The sequence below is a fragment of the Massilia aurea genome (assembly GCF_040790145.1).
Taxonomy (GTDB): Bacteria; Pseudomonadota; Gammaproteobacteria; order Burkholderiales; family Burkholderiaceae_D; genus Telluria; species Telluria aurea_C.
The window spans coordinates 12458-30357 of sequence record NZ_JBFMMP010000004.1; the positions used below are offsets into that span (position 1 = coordinate 12458).

Annotated in this window: 16 protein-coding genes and 1 pseudogene; 10 read left to right on the top strand and 7 right to left on the bottom strand. The window is 66.1% G+C overall.

Going from position 1 to position 17900, the window contains the following annotated elements; genetic code table 11:
* Positions 1-33: 33 nt before the first annotated feature.
* The gene (locus AB2N08_RS08275) at positions 34-270 is read right to left on the bottom strand and encodes a hypothetical protein (protein ID WP_367610160.1); all 237 of its coding nucleotides are present in this window, start codon (positions 268-270) and stop codon (positions 34-36) included.
* 107 nt (positions 271-377) lie between these two features.
* Between AB2N08_RS08275 and AB2N08_RS08280 the strand changes: the two genes are divergently transcribed.
* The gene (locus AB2N08_RS08280) at positions 378-1778 is read left to right on the top strand and encodes an aminotransferase-like domain-containing protein (RefSeq protein ID WP_367610161.1); all 1401 of its coding nucleotides are present in this window, start codon (positions 378-380) and stop codon (positions 1776-1778) included.
* Between the two features lie 84 nt (positions 1779-1862).
* The gene (locus AB2N08_RS08285) at positions 1863-2603 is read left to right on the top strand and encodes an AAA family ATPase (protein WP_367610413.1); all 741 of its coding nucleotides are present in this window, start codon (positions 1863-1865) and stop codon (positions 2601-2603) included.
* A gap of 121 nt (positions 2604-2724) precedes the next feature.
* On the opposite strand, the gene AB2N08_RS08290 is transcribed toward AB2N08_RS08285, so the two are convergent.
* From AB2N08_RS08290 to imuA, 4 genes are all read right to left on the bottom strand, one after another.
* Positions 2725-3243 carry a PEP-CTERM sorting domain-containing protein gene (locus AB2N08_RS08290; protein WP_367610162.1) on the bottom strand — a complete coding sequence of 173 codons (519 nt, stop codon included), beginning with the start codon at positions 3241-3243 and terminating at the stop codon, positions 2725-2727.
* A gap of 207 nt (positions 3244-3450) precedes the next feature.
* Entirely contained in the window at positions 3451-3813 is a 363-nt protein-coding gene (locus tag AB2N08_RS08295) for a hypothetical protein (protein WP_367610163.1), read from the bottom strand.
* 83 nt (positions 3814-3896) lie between these two features.
* Complete coding sequence (locus AB2N08_RS08300; protein ID WP_367610164.1) at positions 3897-5453, bottom strand: Y-family DNA polymerase; 1557 nt, start codon at positions 5451-5453, stop codon at positions 3897-3899.
* Positions 5383-6090, bottom strand: coding sequence for a translesion DNA synthesis-associated protein ImuA (gene imuA, locus AB2N08_RS08305; RefSeq protein WP_367610165.1), 708 nt, complete (start codon positions 6088-6090; stop codon positions 5383-5385). The genes AB2N08_RS08300 and imuA overlap by 71 nt, the downstream gene beginning before the upstream one ends.
* A 215-nt stretch (positions 6091-6305) precedes the next feature.
* Here imuA and hepT point away from each other — a divergent pair, with 215 nt between their 5' ends.
* The 4 genes from hepT to AB2N08_RS08325 all read left to right on the top strand — a co-directional run bounded on the left by hepT (position 6306) and on the right by AB2N08_RS08325 (position 12168).
* Positions 6306-6725 carry a type VII toxin-antitoxin system HepT family RNase toxin gene (gene hepT / locus AB2N08_RS08310; protein WP_367610166.1) on the top strand — a complete coding sequence of 140 codons (420 nt, stop codon included), beginning with the start codon at positions 6306-6308 and terminating at the stop codon, positions 6723-6725.
* Between the two features lie 138 nt (positions 6726-6863).
* Positions 6864-7442: a DUF2760 domain-containing protein gene (locus AB2N08_RS08315; protein WP_367610167.1), complete on the top strand. Its 579-nt coding sequence runs from the start codon at positions 6864-6866 to the stop codon at positions 7440-7442.
* A gap of 8 nt (positions 7443-7450) precedes the next feature.
* Positions 7451-9322 (top strand): Hsp70 family protein, encoded by a 1872-nt coding sequence (locus AB2N08_RS08320; RefSeq protein ID WP_367610168.1) that lies wholly within the window; start codon positions 7451-7453, stop codon positions 9320-9322.
* Positions 9322-12168 carry an Hsp70 family protein gene (locus tag AB2N08_RS08325; RefSeq protein WP_367610169.1) on the top strand — a complete coding sequence of 949 codons (2847 nt, stop codon included), beginning with the start codon at positions 9322-9324 and terminating at the stop codon, positions 12166-12168. The genes AB2N08_RS08320 and AB2N08_RS08325 overlap by 1 nt, the downstream gene beginning before the upstream one ends.
* Positions 12169-12185: 17 nt before the next feature.
* Here the strand turns inward: AB2N08_RS08325 and AB2N08_RS08330 are convergent, their stop codons facing one another.
* Positions 12186-12857, bottom strand: a complete 672-nt coding sequence (locus tag AB2N08_RS08330; RefSeq protein ID WP_367610170.1) for a class I SAM-dependent methyltransferase — start codon at positions 12855-12857, stop codon at positions 12186-12188.
* Positions 12858-12982: 125 nt separating this feature from the next.
* On the opposite strand from AB2N08_RS08330, the gene AB2N08_RS08335 reads away from it, so the two are divergent.
* The 3 genes and pseudogenes from AB2N08_RS08335 to AB2N08_RS22945 form a co-directional block, all read left to right on the top strand.
* Positions 12983-13645, top strand: coding sequence for a DUF4230 domain-containing protein (locus AB2N08_RS08335; RefSeq protein ID WP_367610171.1), 663 nt, complete (start codon positions 12983-12985; stop codon positions 13643-13645).
* Between the two features lie 128 nt (positions 13646-13773).
* Positions 13774-14751 carry a Bug family tripartite tricarboxylate transporter substrate binding protein gene (locus AB2N08_RS08340; protein WP_367610172.1) on the top strand — a complete coding sequence of 326 codons (978 nt, stop codon included), beginning with the start codon at positions 13774-13776 and terminating at the stop codon, positions 14749-14751.
* 81 nt (positions 14752-14832) lie between these two features.
* A pseudogene (locus tag AB2N08_RS22945) lies at positions 14833-15012 on the top strand (hypothetical protein); the annotation flags it as partial.
* 43 nt (positions 15013-15055) lie between these two features.
* Here AB2N08_RS22945 and AB2N08_RS08345 read toward each other — a convergent pair.
* A complete protein-coding gene (locus tag AB2N08_RS08345; RefSeq protein WP_367610173.1) occupies positions 15056-16654 on the bottom strand; it encodes a mechanosensitive ion channel family protein in 1599 nt (532 codons plus the stop codon).
* A gap of 197 nt (positions 16655-16851) precedes the next feature.
* On the opposite strand from AB2N08_RS08345, the gene AB2N08_RS08350 reads away from it, so the two are divergent.
* Positions 16852-17892: an SDR family oxidoreductase gene (locus AB2N08_RS08350; RefSeq protein WP_367610174.1), complete on the top strand. Its 1041-nt coding sequence runs from the start codon at positions 16852-16854 to the stop codon at positions 17890-17892.
* Positions 17893-17900: the final 8 nt, after the last annotated feature.

Consider the following 17900-nt stretch of genomic DNA (forward strand, 5'->3'; position numbering starts at 1 on the left):
TCCACGCGCCCACGCGGCGCCCGCTCGTTGGCGTCAGGGCAAGGTCCAGTCCAATCCAAGCTTCCTGATCAGGACAAAAGTGCCGTACCCCAGCACCATGAGCAATACCAGGAAGATTGCGACCACCTTGGCCGCTGCGCCCAGCAATGCGCGCCGATCCATTGCCTTCTGCTTCTTGCCTTGATCGTAATGCCACTTGATGGCGAAGAACATGCCCGTGCCGAGCACGAGAGCCTTGAAGGTAAAAAAGACTACAGGGAACCAATCCATCGTGAGTATTTCCAGGCTATTACTTGGCACTTTCGATCGTGAGGACCACTGCCTCAACACGCTTTGAAGCATACTACTTGAAAGCAATTTCCATACATTGAGACAAAATGTCCCAGTCGAGAACCATACAAGATGAGGATTTGCCAACCTGGTTGCCGCGACTGGCCGCGCAGGGCGGGCCTCGTTTCTTGCAGATTGCGGACGCGTTGCAGGCGGCAGTGGTCGCTGGTTTGTTGACACCGGGTGACCGTTTGCCCCCGCAGCGGCGGCTGGCAGCGCAGCTGGATGTCGACCTGACGACGGTCACGCGCGCCTACGACGAAGCCCGGCGCCGCAATTTGCTGGAGGGTCGCGGTGCGCGCGGCACGTATGTCGCGGCGCCGAAAGTCGCATTGACGTCGATCCTCGACCTGAGCATGAACACCCCGCCACCGCCGGCAGGCGTGGACTTCGACGACCTGTTGAAGCAAGGCCTGTCTCAGGTACTGATGAGCGCAGACAATGCATTGCTGATGACGTACCACCTGGGCGGCGGCAGCGACGCCGACCGCAAGGCCGGCGCCACATGGCTCGCACCGATGTTTGGACCGCTCGATTTCGGGCAGGTTGTTGTCTGTCCCGGTGCGCAGGCGGCGATCGCCGCCTTGATCCTGGCGCTGACCGAGCCTGGCGATGTCATCCTGGCCGAGCCGACCAGTTATCCCGGCTTGCGTGCGGCAGCGGCCCAGTTCGGCCGGCGCATCATGGCGGTGGAAGCGGACAGGCACGGGATGGTGCCCGAGCTGCTCGACGAGGCCTGCCGCCGCCACAAGCCCGGGCTGGTCTACTTCAATCCGACATTGCAGAACCCGACTGCCAGCACCATGCCGGCGCACCGGCGCAAGGCGCTCGCCGGCATTGCACAGCGCTGCAAGGTTCGCATCGTCGAGGACGACCCGTACTGGCTGCTGGCCGATGCCCCGCCACCACCGGTTGCCACGTTCGCCCCGGAACAGGTGAGTTACATCTCGACGCTGTCGAAATGCCTGACGCCCGGCTTGCGTGTCGCCTTCGTGCTGATACGCGACCCGCACGAACGCGAACGGTTCCTGGCCGCGCTGAGATCGTTTGCACTGATGGCAGCCCCCCTGACCGCTGCACTGGCCACGCAGTGGATCCTTGATGGTTCGGCTGAGGCATTGATGCAAGGCGTGCGCGACGAGGCGCGCGTGCGTCACCGGATGGCCCGGGATCTCCTGGCGGGGCGCTACAGTGGCACTGGCGACGGCCTGCATGTATGGCTCGAGTTGCCGGCATACTGGAACGCGGCGCAGCTGGCGCATGTCGCCGGGCGCGAGGGCATCGCCGTCACGCCGGCCCAGGCATTCGCGACCGGCAGCGCCACCGTGAACGCCATCCGGATCTCGCTGGGCAGCATCCAGGACCGTGGGCGCTTGCAGGCCGGCCTTCAACGGCTGTCGCATCTGCTTGCGCGGCGGCCCGAGTCGTTCAGCGCTGCAGTGGTGTAGCCGTGCCTGGCATACCGCGCCGCATTCGGATGTTCTCTCATCGTGTGCGATGATGGTGAGCATGCCAACTTTGTCCTGTTCGCCATGAACCGCTTCGGCGCCAAGCCTTATTTGCAACGGGTGTGGTCCGACTTCGGCAACGAGGTCGGCTTCGACGACTTTCCGTTCAACATCCCTGCCGTGCGCGAATTGCAATCGATCGAGTTTCACGCCGACGTCACGTTCTTCGTGGGCGAGAACGGTAGCGGCAAGTCGACCATTCTGGAAGCAATCGCGCTGGCGCTGGGCTTTGGCATCGAAGGCGGCACGCTCAACAACAGCCTGCTCAACACGTCCGGCGAGCACACCTTGTTGGCGAACCACATCCGCATGTCGCGCAGCGTGCGCCGGCCCAGGGATGGCTATTTTCTGCGCGCCGAAAGTTTTTATAATCTCGCGACCTACCTTGACCAGATGCCGGAAACCACCGGCTATGGCGGCAAGAAGCTGCATGCGCGTTCGCACGGCGAAGCGTTCATCAGCATCCTGCTCGACAAGTTTCGCGGCAACGGCCTGTACCTGCTGGACGAACCCGAGGCGGCGCTCTCGCCCAATCGCCAACTGGCGGCGTTGCGGGCGATTCACATGCTGGTGCAGGAACAATCGCAGTTCATCATCGTGACGCACTCGCCGATCCTGCTCGCGTATCCGGGTGCGAAGATCCTGGCGTTCGATGGCAGCGGCATTACCGAGATGGCATACGAGGACACCGAGCATTACGCCGTCACGCGCGACTTCTTGAATCACTATCCGAGGCGGCTGGAGCAGTTGCTGGCGCCGGATTGAGCGCCGCTGATCTGCCTGGACATGAGTGGGCACTGAGCACAATCTGCTTCCGGCTGCAGCAGTCGCTGCAGCCGGATTTACGCAACACAGCTTGTCGATGCGCCCAAAATTTCGGCGCTGGTCAGCCGCGGCGCAATGCCTTGAAACGCCGTCCGGACGCCAACATGAGGCCCAACCCACCGAGTAACAATGCACTCGTTGCCGGCTCGGGCACATCGACGGGTGCTGCTGCTGCTGAAATCGACAGGGTGTAGTTGCCTGGACCGTCATAGGCCGTCAAGGCGAATGTGCCGAATGTGAAGAGCGGACCGTTTGCCGACTCGGTATAGAGCATGGGTCCGGCAGTCGCCACCAAAGCAATACCGGCGTTGTAGTCGTAAATCTCGAATCCGCCCTGGAGTACTGGGGTGTAGAACGTCACGTCGACAGCTGATTGACTCGCTCCAGGGAATGAACCTGTCACATCGATATAGGTGGCCCATATGCCATCGAAGACATCATCAGGCGTTGTGGACTCCAGTTGCCAACTGGCCGTGTAGTCGCCTGTCAGGTTGAACTGAATGAGCGCGGCATTGGCCACGCTGGCCGAGAACAGGAACACGGCGATGATGGCAGTTTTCAAACTCTTCATCAGATTCATTGGATTTATCCTGGATGATTAAAGGAGGTGTGCGGTAAATACAAAAGCACAATCCATGCCAAAGATAAAAATCAATGTCGTCAACTACTTGGGCGATTTGATCTGCCACGCATCGTGCGTGTGTAAAATATGCCGACAAGCCAGCCAATCCATCGCCGCCCGCAGTGCTGAGGCTGTGAAGCAGTTCAGCGCATGCTCGCGGCTGGCTTACCTCCACTCGCCCCGCTGGTTCACCAGCGTCTTCTTGCCTTCGGTGACCACCAGCCGGCCATCGGCATACACGGTGTAATTCACGCGCCCCGAGCGGAACACATAGCCCTGGAAGGCGCCCGGCGTGATGCCATCGGCCGCCATCGAATGCATGGTCTTGCCGCGCAGCGTGATCGCCTTGCCGGATTTCTTGCTGGTGCCGGTGTAGCGCACGTCGTCGCAGGTGACGTTGCCCTCTTCGCACTGCTGCACGATCTTGACGGTGAAGCCCGATGTTTCGAGCGTTTGCTGCGTGGCGGCGTGGGCCGAAGCGGCGAAGGTAAAGGCGGCCAGGGCGGCGAAATGAATCGATCGTTGCATGGGTTCTCCTGTCGACTGTGGATGGAACAAGTATGCCCGACCGAAGGTAATGGCACCGTTCGCTGGCGCGCGCTGGCGGGCTTTTATCCGAACAAGCCATGCAGGAACCAGCGCGGCGCGGCATCTTCGCCCGAGCCGTTGATGCGCTCGCGGTAGATCCAGTACAGCGCGTGATCTTTACCTTCGGCGATGAAGTAGTCGCGCGTTTGCGTCTGGCTCCACCACCCCGCTTCGATGCGTTCGGGATTCGATGCCACCCGCAAGGGCGAGCCATAAAACGGCCGGTGGTCACGCATCAACAAGGCAATCGGCTTGGCCAGCAGCCAGCTCGGCCGGGGCAGGCTTTGCACGTCGGGCGGCATTTGCGCGGCCCGCGCCGCAGCGCTTGCCTTCTCGTGCACCGGCACCCAGGCGTTGGCGATTTCGGGCCGGTAGTCGGCATGCGGCAGCGCCTGCAGCACATTGTCGGCACCCAGGCGTGCGACCAGCAATTCGATCATGCGCATGCGGTCTTCTTCGCTGCCGCCGGGATCGGGAAACAGCGAATCGGTCGGCGGCGCCATCGCCTGCAATTGCTGCGCTTCGAGCCGGATGCCGATCACGGGCGCGACCAGTTCGAGCTTGGCCAGGCGCTCGCGCAGCAGCCGCATCAAATGTTCGTCGCGCCAGGTGGGCTCGGCCAGCGCCACTTCGACGGCGGTCGGCGGACACGCCACCCGGCCGCGCTCGTGTTCGAGCAGCAGCAGGATGCGCTCGACCGCCAGCTGGCGCGCACACAGCCAGCCGGTCATTTGCAGCACCAGGTGGTGGGCGCCGGCCAGCAGCAGGTCGGCGTGCTCGAGCCTGTCGAACAGTTCGAGCCGGGCCTGGAAACGTTCGGGCGGTGCGATCCAGCGCAGCAGTTCGGGACTGTGGCCATACGCGGCGTCGAGCATGTCGAGCAGCGCGCGCCCGCAGCGCCGCTGCAGGCCGGGCCGGGGCAGGCGTTGCAACTCGGCGAGCCGGCGACAGCCCAGGCCATCGAACCAGGCGGCGAACGGCCGCGCCGGCGGCAGCAAGCCCACCGGCAGGCGGTCGAGGCGCCGCACCAGCGTATCCATCTTGACCGCCCGGCCCGCATTGCGACGCGCCAGCAGCCAGGCGCCGCGCGCGGTGGGCGCGCAGGCGATGCAGGCGCTGAAACCCAGCGTGCGCAAGTTGGCGCGCACGCGCTCGCACAAACGCCGGATGCCGCCGAACAGGCGCAGGCTGGCGCCGATGTCGAGCAGCAGCGTGGCTTCTTCGGCCAGGGCCACTTGCGGCGTGTATTGCAGCATCGCCATCGCCACCGCCTGCAAGGCGTCGGCCTCGCGCTCGTGGCTGCGGTTGACGATGCGCGCGTCGGGCATCAGCATCAGCACGCCGCCGCGCCGCATGCCGGGCAGCACGCCGTCGATGCGCGCCGCCGTTGACAAGGCCATCACCCGCTCTTGCTCCAGAACCACGATGCCGGGGTCGCCCGCAGCGGCGGTGGCAGCAGCGCCATCGGCGCCGATATTTCTACCTTCGCCGCTACTGCTACTGCTCCCGCTACTGCACCAGCGTGGGCTGAAGACTTCGAGCGGTAGCTGGGGCAAATACAGGCCGATCCAGAGGCGCATGGCGTTGCAGTAGTGAGGAACCAAGGGGCAGGAACAGCGGCGCGTCGCGCTGCGGTCCCCGGCGTTTGATGAAGTCGACCGTCATGCCGCCGGCCGCCGGGCGCAGCGCAAGGCGCAGCGGCGCGGGCGACGCATCTTGCGCGGCGGCCAGCGGGCGGAGCATGAAGAACAGGGTGTCGCCGCCCTGCGCCGCCAGATGCAGGCGGCGCAGGCTGTCGCTGCGTACGTGGTTGGCCCAGAACAGCAGCGCGCCGCAACTGCCGCTGCGCAAGACCTGCTCGGCCGCCCACAGGGCGTCGGCGCTGCGCGTCGAGCGCAGCCACAGCAATTGGGATGGATCGAGGCCCAGCGCAGCCAGCGCCAGCGCCTGGGGTGGATGCGGTGGTTGCAGCAGCACGATGCGGCGGGCTGCGCAGGCGGCCAGCGCCGGGCGCAGCAGGCGCATTTCGCCGATGCCGGGTTGTTGCAGCAGCAGGTCGACCAGGGTGCCGCCGGGCCAGCCGCCGCCAGGCAACTGGCCGGACAAGGTGGCGTGGCCCGTGTCGATGCAGCGCGTATCGGCATGCGCCAGCTGCGACGCGCGCCACAGCGATGGGTGCAATGCCTCTGGTGCGGCAAGGATGGAAGAAGGGTTCATATCGGTGATAACAATGCAAAGTACTGTATAAACGTACAGTACTCGCTGAACCGGCACTTTGCAAGATCTTTTCATTTTGCCTACATCAAGTCGTTGTTCAGCATTGACCAGCATTAAACGTGCTGCAAGGCGTCCTGCAGAAGGATCAACGCCTTGTGAATGAGTGTTTCGGCACCATCTGGTTTCTTCATGCGCCATTCACCATGGAGTAGGAAATGAACAACGATATCCTGCTGAAAAAAGCCGGCATCATCGACCGCTGCTGCAGCCGCGCCCGCGCTGAATACGAGCGCGACCCCGCTACCTTCCCGGACGACATCACGCGCCAGGATGCCGCCACGCTGAACGTGATCCGCGCCTGGGAAGCGGCGATCGAGATGGGTGACTACGTGATCGGCTGCGCGCGCCTGGGGCCGCCGCAGGACGAGCGCGACGTCATCACCCTGCTGGCCGAGCACGGCTGGATCGCGCCCACGGTGGCCGAAAACCTCAAGCGCACCGGTGAATTCTGCCGCGCCGAATGGGATCATCAAACCGCGCCCCTGCCCGCCCTCGTCACGATCGTCAAGCGCGGCCTCGCCGATTTCACCGATTACGCGGCGGCATTGACCAGCGGCGCGCGCAGCGTCGGGTAGTCGAGCCCATGTCCTGCCAATGTCTTGCCAATGCGCCAACTGCGCGGCCTGCTGGTATCATGCGCCTCTTTTAGGACGGCACTGCCGGGCGCGTGGCGCACCGGACCGCCTCCCTCGCACTGACCAATCAAAACAACCATGACCCAACAAACCAATTTGCCCGGCTTCTTCAGCCGCCTGTCGATCGCCTTCGGCGCCCTGTTCAAATCGCTCGGCGACGCCGAATTCGCCGCGCGCGTGCGCGATGACGGCGTCGGCCCGACCGCGGCGCCAGCGCCTGCACCAGCGCCAGTGCCAGTGGTGAAGCCAACGCCAGCGCCAGCGCCCCTGCGCGCGCCGACCCCGGATTCGGCCCTGCAGCTACTGAGCCTGTTCCAGCGCGAAGCGCGCCTGATCGACTTCGCCCACGAAAACCTCAGCAGCTATTCGGATGCCGACATCGGCGCCGCCGCACGCGTCGTGCACGAAGGCTGCGCGCGCGTGCTGCGCGAGCACTTCACGATCGAACCGGTGCGCAGCGAAACGGAAGGCGCCCGCATCACCCTGAACGAAGGTTTCGACGCGGCCAGCGTGCGCCTGACCGGCAACGTGGTCGGCACCGCGCCGTTCAACGGCACCCTGAGCCACCGCGGCTGGCGCGCCGCCAGCGTCACGCTGCCGCAACTGGCCGAGCGCCACGATGCGCGCGTGCTGGCCCCGGCGGAGGTCGAGCTGTGAGCGATATCGTGAACGACTTGAACAATGCGGCCGATCCGCGCTACGCCATCGGCATCGACCTGGGCACCACCCACAGCGCGCTGTCGTATGTCGACCTGCAAGCGAGCGACGGCGAAAAAGCCGTCGATGCCGTGCTGCCGATCCCGCAACTGACCGCGCCCGGCACCATCGAAGCGCTGCCGCTGCTGCCGTCGTTCCTGTACCTGCCGCACCCGGACGAACTGCCGGCCGGCGAACGCGCGCTGCCGTGGAGCGATCCCGAAGCAACCACCAATCCCGCGATCGCCGGCGAAATGGCGCGCAGCCGCGGTGCCACCACGCCGATCCGCCTGGTCTCGTCGGCCAAGAGCTGGCTGTGCCACCCGGGCGTCGACCGCCGCGCCGCGATCCTGCCAACCGACGCGCCTGACGAAGTGGCACGCGTGTCGCCACTGGCCGCATCCACCCACTACCTGCGCCATCTGCGCCAGGCCTGGAACGCCGCGCACCCCGAAGCGCCGTTCGACCAGCAATCGGTCACGGTCACCATCCCCGCGTCGTTCGATCCGGGCGCGCGCGAGCTGACGGCGGAAGCGGCGCGCCTGGCGGGCTTCACGCCCACCCTGCTCGAAGAGCCGCAAGCGGCCCTGTACAGCTGGATCCAGGGCAGCGGCGGGCGCTGGCGCAAACAGGTCCAGCCAGGCGACATCATCCTGGTGGTCGACGTCGGCGGCGGCACCAGCGACTTCTCGCTGATCGCGATCCTGGAAAAAGACGGCAAGCTGGAGCCGCACCGCGTGGCCGTGGGCGACCACATCCTGCTCGGCGGCGACAATATGGACCTGGCGCTGGCCCACTTCGTCGCGCGCAAACTGTCGACGAACGGCACGCAGCTCGACGCCTGGCAGATGCGCGCCCTCACCTACGGCTGCCGCAGCGCCAAGGAAGCCCTGCTGGCCGACGCCCACGCCACCACCCACCCGATCGTGGTGCCAAGCCGCGGCTCGAAACTCATTGGCGGCTCGATCCGCACCGAACTCACGCGCGACGAAGTCACCGCCTTCATCACCGACGGCTTCTTCCCGCGCGTGGAAGCCTCGGCGCGGCCGACCGTGCGCGCCCGCGCCGGCCTGACCCAGCTTGGCCTGCCATACGCACAGGATGCGGCGATCACGCGCCACCTGGCCGCGTTCCTCGCGCGCCAGGCCGGCGCCACCGCCGAACTGGAAGGCTTCAGCGGCCGCGTCACCCCCGACCACACCTTCCTGCATCCGAGCGCGGTGCTGTTCAACGGCGGCGTGTTCAAGTCAGGCATCCTGGCCCAGCGCGTGATGGACACCATCAACGACTGGCTGTACATGGAAGGCGCCGAACCGGCGCGCGCCCTCGAAGGCGCTGACCTCGACCTGGCCGTCGCGCGCGGCGCGGCCTACTTCAGCTACGCGCGGCGCGGCGGCGGCGTGCGCATTCGCGGCGGCACGGCGCGTTCGTACTACGTCGGCGTCGAGTCGTCGATGCCGGCCATCCCGGGCATGGAGCCGCCGCTGGAGGCGCTGTGCGTGGCGCCGTTCGGCATGGAAGAAGGGGGAGAACTCGAACTGCCTGGCCAGGAATTCGGCCTGGTGATCGGCGAGCCGGTGACGTTCCGCTTCTTCGGTTCCACCACGCGCCGCCAGGACCGCATTGGTGACGTGCTCGAATTCTGGGGCCCGGACGAACTGCAAGAGATGAACGCCATCCAGGCCACGCTGCCGGCCGATGGCCGTGTGGCGGGCGATGTCGTGCAAGTAAAACTGCATGCGCTGGCGCTTGACACTGGCACGCTGGAACTGCTGGCAGTGGCGCGTGACGGCCAGCGCTGGAAGATCGAGTTCGACGTGCGCAGCGCAGCCGAGGCGTAGTGACTTACCTGGTCGGCATCGATCTGGGCACCACGAACACGGTGCTGGCGTATGGCCGCGCCGGATCGGGCGCGATCGAACTATTCGAGATCGACCAACTGGTGGCGCCTGGCGAAGTGGCCGGCGCGCCTTTATTGCCGTCGATGCGCTACCACCCGGGGCCGGACGAACTCGCGCCCGGCGCCCTGCAACTGCCGTGGCAGCAGCAGGATGTCGCCGGCGTCGAGCGCGTTGCGCTGGGCCGCCTGGCGCGCGTGCTCGGTGCGGCCACGCCGGGCCGGCTGGTCACCAGCGCCAAGAGCTGGCTGTCGCACGGCGGCGTCGATCGCATGGCGCCGATCCTGCCGTGGGGCGTCGACAGCGACGTGGCCAAGGTCTCGCCGGTGGCCGCCAGCGCCAGCTATCTCGCGCACCTGCGCGCCGCGTGGAATGCGCGCTTTCCCAAACAACCCCTCGAACGCCAGCAGATCGTGCTCACGGTGCCGGCATCGTTCGACGAAGGCGCGCGCGCGCTGACGTTAGAGGCGGCGAAACTCGCCGGCCTGCCGCAGGTCGCGCTGCTGGAAGAGCCGCAGGCCGCGCTGTACGACTGGCTGTACCGCCATCGCGCCAGCCTGGCCGACGATCTTGGTAATGCACGCCTCGTGCTGGTGGCCGACGTGGGCGGCGGCACGACCGACTTCAGCCTGGTCAAGGTTGAGATGATCGATGGCGAGCCGCGCCTGACCCGCATCGGCGTGGGCAACCACCTGATCCTGGGTGGCGACAATATGGACCTGGCGCTGGCGCACCTGATCGAGGCGCGCATGGCCGACCAAACTGGCGAACAGCGCGGCAACGGTGCGGCGCCCACGCGCCTGTCGGCCGCGCGCCTGGCCCAGCTCACCGAACGCTGCCGCGCCGCCAAGGAGCAGCTGCTGGCGGACGGCGCACCCGCGTCGGTGGCCGTCACGCTGCTCGGCGCCGGCAGCCGCCTGATCGGCGCCAGCCGCAAGGCCGACCTGCGGCGTGAAGACATCGAACGCATCGTGCTCGATGGCTTCTTACCACTCAACGAGCAGCAGGAAGAACCGAAACGCGCGCGCGCCGGCATCGTCGAATTCGGCCTGCCGTATGCGAGCGACCCCGCCATCACGCGCCATCTGGCGAGCTTCCTGCGCCAGCATGCCGCAGCCTCGCGCGAGGCACTGGGCCTGCCGGACGATGGCACGCTGCCAATCCCCGACACCGTGCTGCTCAACGGCGGCGTGTTCCGCGGCGCCGCGCTGGCGCAGCGCCTTGCGGACGCACTGGCTCGGTGGCGTGGCGCGCAACATGGCCAGGCGCTGCGCGTGCTGCACAACGAGAACCCCGACATCGCCGTCGCCCGCGGCGGCGTCGCCTACGCCCTGGGGCGCCAGGGCCTGGCGCCGGCAATCGACAGCGGCGCGGCGCGCAGCTATTACCTGCTGCTCGATGACCAGGCGCGCGCCGGCATGCTGAGCGCCGTGTGCCTGCTGCCACGCGGCACACCGGCCGCCCTTGACGTGCTGCTCGCGGGCCGCAGCTTCGCGCTGCGCGTCGGCCGGCCGGTGCGCTTTCACCTGGTCTCGACAATTGCCGATGCCGGCGCCACGCCGCAGGCCGGCGACCTGGTCGACCTCGATCCGGCCGACGTGGTGCGCCTGCCGCCAATCGCCACGGTGCTGCGCGCCGCAGCGTCCGGCACGCCGGCCGAGATCCCCGTACATCTGGTGACGACGCTGAGCGAAGTCGGTTCGCTCGAAGTGCATTGCGTCGCCGACGACGGCGGCGGGCGCTGGCAGCTTGCGTTCCAGTTGCGCGGCGGCGGCAGCGACGACGTCGATGCGCGCGACGAGGCCCTGCCCGCGCACCTTGACGCCGCCATCGACAAGATCGAGCGCGTATTCGGCGCCCGCTCGAAACAGGTCGAGCCGAAGGAAGTCAGGCAACTGCGCGCCGGCCTCGAACACCTGCTCGGCGCGCGAGAGAATTGGACGCCGCCGCTGCTGCGCCGCCTGTTCGACGCCCTGATGGCGCGCGCGAAAGGCCGGCGCCGCTCGGTCGAGCATGAGCGCGCGTGGCTCAATCTGGCCGGCTACAGCCTGCGGCCGGGCTTCGGCCATCCGCTCGACGCGTGGCGCATGGAGCAGCTGTGGGCGATGTTCGAGGCCGGCGTGCAGCACCACAAGGACAGCCAGGTGCGCGCCGAATGGTGGACGCTGTGGCGCCGCGTGGCCGGCGGCCTGTCGCTCGAGGCGCAACTGCGCGTGCTCGACGATTTCGCGTTCAACCTGCAAGCCGATGCCTCAGAGCGTGGCCGGCGGCCCGTCACGCTGGTCGACGGCAGCGAAGAAGACCTGCTGCGCGTGGGCGCCTCGCTCGAACGCATTCCGTCGGCCTACAAGGCCGAGATCGGCGAGTGGCTGTTCAAGCAGATTGCAGCGATCCCCGCCGGCGGCAAGCTCGATGCCCGCGCCAGCGCGCGCCATGGCCGTTATCTGTGGGCGCTGGGCCGCGTCGGTGCGCGCCAGTCGTTCCAGTCGAGCGCGCACGAAGTGGCGCCGCCGGACGTGGCCGAGGGCTGGCTGCGCCAGCTATTGCTGCTCGACTGGCGCAAGGTGGAACCGGCCGGTTTCGCCGCCGCCCACATCGCGCGCATGACGGGCGACCGCTCGCGCGACATCGGCGAGGCGGTGCGGGACGACGTGCTGCGCCGCCTGGCCGCCAGCGGCGCGCCGCCACAATGGACGGCGATGGTGCGCGAGGTGGTGGAACTGGATCAGGCCAGCGAAGCACGCATGCTGGGCGACGCCCTGCCGCCGGGACTCAAGCTGCTGCGCTAGCCGGCATCACGCGTCCATCATGCTTCCAGCTGCCCGATCAGGATCAGCGAGACCGGCTTGCCGGTGCGGGGATGCAGCGGCTCGCGCATGGCGGTCACCCGCAGGCCATGTGCGGCGAACAGCGCGATCCAGCTCGCGATCGTGCGGAAGTACCACGGCGGGGCATCGGCAAAGTCGCTCGAAAAACCCGCCCAGCTGCCGGCGCGCCAGCCATCGACATACGCCGCGTCGCCGCACGCCATGAGCGGATGCACCGTCTGCACGACCAGCGAGCCGCCTTCGCGCAGATAGGTCGGCGCCGCGCGCAGCAGGCCATCGACGGCCTCGTTGCCGATCAACGAAAAATTGCAGACCGCGACATCGACCGCCAGCGCCAGCCGGCCCTGCGCGATCTGCTCGTACGACAGCACGCAGAAGTCGCCCCCGCCGGCGGCGTTGGCCTTCTCGATCAACGCGGGAATCGCATCCACGCCCACCATGGCCACGCCAGGCAGCGCGCGCACCAGCCAGCCTTCGCCGCAACCGAGATCGACGCCGGTGGCCGGCTCGAGGCTGCGCACCGCATCGACGATGGCGGCGTTGGTGACCAGGGTGCGGGTTTCAATGTCGCCGCCACGCACGGCGGCGGTCCAGGGATCGACATTGCGTGACCACGCGTCGAGGATGGCGGCATCGGTAAGGCTGGGCATGAGTTCCTCCTGTGGTAAGCCGATTATGCCTGAGGTACGGCCAAGGTACACCCGCGAACGGCGACCATGCGCAGGATCGGATACACTGCCGCCGACTCCGCCCACGCACCCTGCCCCGTCCGCCCATGAAACCATCGCAACACCTGCCGCTCCTGCTCGTCGCCGTCCTCGCCGCCGTCATCACCTTTGCCCTCATCAAGCGCCCGGTCGATGAAGCGCCCGCGCCGCCGCCGCTGGTGTCGCTCGAAAAGATGGGACACCTGGTGTCGCTCAAGATGAACTACTCGGACGTGATCGAATTCACCCAGCCGAATGCCGTCGACATCCCGTGGTCGCAATGGGAAGTGCGGCTTGGCAGCACCCGCGTGCTGCTGGTCGCGCGCGGCGACTGCACCCTGGCCACTGACCTGCGCCAGGCGCGCTACGAGGATATCGATAACGCGGCGCGTACGCTGACGGTCGTGCTGCCGGCGCCCGCGCCGCTGCAGGCGCGCATCAACCACGAACCGCGCGCCAAGGGCGGCTCGTACTTCTATGCAGTCACCGACCAGGGTCTGCAGGCGTTCATGCCGTCGGCGCAAACGCGCACCGCTGCCATGAACAATGTGCTGGCCACGGCGCAGAAAGCGGTGCAGGCCGCCTGCAGCCAGCCGACGGTACTGAACACGGCGAAGGACAACGCCGCCACCGTGATGCAGGCCACGCTGCTGGCAACCGGCTGGACGCCGAATGTGGTGTGGGAAGCCGTGGCCGCCGTGGCCGCTCCTGTCGCCAATCGCACACCATAAGCTGTTGTAAAAATTCCTATAAAGAAACAAAAGATTACATCTGCGATTACGCAACCGGCATTACCCTTCGTGTAAAATCATTTCAGCAGGTTATCGAAACAAATTAACTATATAGAGGTGACAAAACCATGCGAGTCTTCCCATCCACCGGAAAAACCCTCGTCTTCGCTCTGGCAGCAACCGTTCTTTCCACCAGCGTCTTTGCCCAAACCTGGCCGAGCGACACCGTGACCGTCGTCGTGCCATGGCCGGCAGGCGGCCCGTCGGACATCGCGGCACGTCCGCTGGCCAAGGGCTTGACGACCACGCTGGGCAAGTCGTTTGTCATCGATAACCGCGGCGGCGGCGGCGGCAATATCGGTTCGGCAGCGGTCACCCGCGCCAAGCCGGATGGCCAGACCATGCTGATCACCTCGAGCGCTCCAATCGTGATCAACCCGAGCCTGTACAAGAAAATGGCGTTCGATCCGGCCAAGGATCTGATCCCGGTCACCAACCTGCTGCGCGCGCCGCTGGTGCTGGTTGCCCACCCATCGGTGCCCGCCAAGAACGTCAAGGAACTGCTGGCCCTGATCAAGTCGAAGAACGGCCAGTTCTCGTACGCGTCGGCCGGTAACGGCACCCCGCAGCACCTGACCGGCGAAATCTTCCGCGGCGTGACCAAGCTCGACATGGTCCACGTGCCATACAAGGGTTCGGCGCCGGCGATTTCCGACCTGCTGGGCGGCCACATTCCGATCATGTTTGACAGCACCATCGCGATCATGCCGCACATCAAGAGCGGCAAAGTGAAACCGATCGCCGTCTCGGGCAACAAGCGCTCGCCGCTGCTGCCGGATGTGCCGACCTTCGCCGAAGCCGGTCTGCCGATCGAATCGTACGCCTGGTATGGCCTGTTCGTGCCGGCCAAGACGCCAAAGGCCGTGGTCGACAAGATCAATGCCGAAGCACAGAAAGTCATGAAGACGCCTGACTTCCAGCGCGTGCTGACCGACACCGGCACCGAGTATGTGGGCGACACGCCCGAGAACTTCGCCAAGTTCGTGCAAGCTGAAAGCGTGAAATGGTCGAAAGTCGTGAAAGACAGCGGCGCGACCGTCGACTGATCCAGCGCGATTTTGTAGTGCCCTGAAAACGGGTGATGCGGCCATGCTGCGTCACCCGTTTTTTTGGCGCTGTTATCGTTCGCCGTCGACGTACAAAACGTCAACGGTTATCACAGCCGGTTTCGCGCCTGGCTGGCACGGTTTAATGGCGTGGCGTGGCGTGGCGTGGCGTGGCGTGGCGTCGCGTTACCTGCCGAACTATCTGGTTGGTGGTGGGCACTTGACGGCGGCCGGATAATGACCGCCGAACAATTGCTACGTATCGCAGTCAGTCTGTCTACAGATAACGGTGACAGCGCCTTTTTCATGGCGCCGGCCAGCCTTCGCGCAGTGCCACATGCTGGTAGTGCGGCGACGTCAGGCGCACGCCGTGCGCGTCGAACACGTCGAGCACCTGCTGGTGCAGGCGATTGCGCACCTCAGCGCGGCCACGCGGGTCTTGCGCCGCCGCATGCGCGCACAGGCGATACTCGATATAAAAATCCGACAGCGCCGACTGCACGATGAACGGCGCCGGCTGCGTGGCGATGCCCGGTGTCGCGCGCGCCGCCTCATCGAGCAAGGCATGCACCTGGCGCCACGGCGTGTCATAGCCGACCGTGACCTTGACCTCGGTGACGAAGCCGTCACCATCATGGTCGCGTGAAAAATTGCTGGTCGTGTTCAACAGCACCCAGGCGTTGGGCATCAGGACTTCTTCACCGCTGCCGGTGCGCAGGCGCGTTTCGAACATGCCCAGTTCGACCACCGTGCCTTCCTTCTCGCCCACGCGCACATACTCTCCCTTGCGCAGCGAGCGCGTATACATCAGGATCAGGCCCGCCGCGCCCTGGGCGACGATGCTCGACGCGCCGATCGACACCATCAGGCCGGCCAGCACCGTCACCCCCTGAAACGCCGCGGTGTGCGAGCCAGGCAAATAGGGATACGCCATCGCCAGCGCGAACAGCACGATCACAATATTGACCAGGCGCCGCGTCGGCGCAGCCGTGTCCTGGTCGAGCCACCCCACTTCGAGCTCGCCGCTTTCCACGCGCATGAAGACCGAGCCCGCCGTCAGGATCACCAGGCGCGCGATCATTGCAATCACCAGCACCACCAGCAAGCCGGGAATCGCCGCCGCCATCGACTGGCCCATGTTCACCGCCATCTCGACCAGATAACCCTTGAGCCACTCGCCCCAGCTGCGCGTATAGGCGAATTCGCCAAGCAAAAAGCTGATCCAGATGTAAGTCGCGAGCAGGCGCAGCGACCACACCAGCGCCATCGTCACCTGGCGCAGGAAGCCCACGTAATGCTGGGTGTCCAGCAGGCGTACATTGCGAAAACTGACCCGCGCCAGCCGCACGCTGAGAAGGCGCTCGAAGCGGCTCTTGATTGCACTGCGCAGCGCCACCAGCGCGCGCAGCACGATCATGTACGCCAGCGTGGCGCCGATGCACAGCACCGCAGCTTCGATCAGCACACGCGGGTCGCTCGCTTCGCGGCGCGTCGTCAATGCCCGCTCGAGACGCGCGGCGCTGTCGCGCGCCACATCGATCGTCGTGTCGCCGGCAAGGCCGTTGATGTCGTCCGGCGTGACCAGGAACAACGGTGCGCCGTCGAGCAGCACCTGCACGCCTTCGGCGATCGCATGCACACCCGTGCGTTGCGGGCCTGCCTGTGCCAGGGCCTTGGCGAGCCGCCGCTCGGCTGCCTCGGCACGGTCTTGCGGCGCGTGCCCCTGCAACGTGGCACGAAAGACGAAGACTCTGCGCGTGGCCACCGTGAACTCGGCGCGCGATACCGGCTCGGCCTGGACGGCGGCGGCGATGGCGTCGGAACCGGATCCGGATGGGGCGCCAGAGGCGATTTGACACAGCGCCAGCAGCATGATGGCGAGCAGATTCTGGAGAAACACCATGGTAAATACGAAAAATCGGTAAAGGAAAATCTTACCCCATAACCGTGGTTCCGTCCGGCAATGCCCGACATCTGGCAGTCCGCTGTGGTTTTCTTTCCTCGCTGCTACCGAACACCATGCCTTTTGGATAACGACTAACATCTTCATCAACGTCGTGACCGCTATCGGCACCCTCCCACCACATTCAAGGAGCAAGCATGCATTCGGAAGACAACAAGCCAGCCAACCAGAGCACAGACAACCTGGCGTCATCGCGCCGCCGCTTCGTCGGCACCGTGGCTGCCGGCGTGGCCGCCTCGGCCGCCGCCGTCCCGGCCCTGGCGCAACAGGCCGCGGGCGGCAACCAGCCAGCCGCCGGCGCCGCGCGCGAAGCGGCCAAGCGTTATCCGCGCCCACCATTCCCGAACCAGGATCAGCCGTGGCCCGCGCTGGCCAGCAAAATGACGCCGCGCCCTGACCACGGCGAAACTACCTATCGCGGCAGCGGCCGCCTGGCCGGCCGCAAGGCGCTGATCACGGGCGGCGACTCGGGCATCGGCCGCGCGGCGGCGATCGCGTATGCGCGTGAAGGCGCGGACGTGGCGATCGGCTACCTGCCGGCCGAAGAGCCGGATGCACGCGAGGTGATGCAATTGATCCGCGACGCCGGCCGCAAGGCGGTGGCGGTGCCGGGCGATATCCGCGACGAAGCATTCTGCAAGAAAATGGTGGAAACGGCGGTGCGCGAGCTGGGCGGCCTCGACATCCTGGTCAACAATGCCGCGCGCCAGCAGAACCACGATTCGATCCTCGACATTTCCAGCGCCGAGTTCGACTGGACGATCAAGACCAATGTGTATGCGGTGTTCTGGATCACCAAGGCGGCGATTCCGCACATGAAGCCAGGCAGCGTGATCATCAACACGTCGTCGCAAACGGCTTACGATCCACCGGAAAAACTGCTCGACTATTCGGCAACAAAGGCGTTCGAGGTGGCGTTCACCAAGTCGCTGGCCAAGCAGATGGCATCCAAAGGGATTCGGGTGAATGCCGTGGCGCCGGGGCCTGTATGGACACCACTGCAACTGGCGGGCGGCAATTCACCGGAGGGCCGCGCGAAGTTCGGGGAAGATACGCCGATGAAGCGTCCTGGTCAGCCGGCCGAACTGGCGGCGACCTTCGTCACGCTGGCGTCGGATGAATCGAGCTACACCACCGGCCATGTGTATGGCGTGGCGGGCGGCGGCGGTCAGCCGTAGGCGGCCGC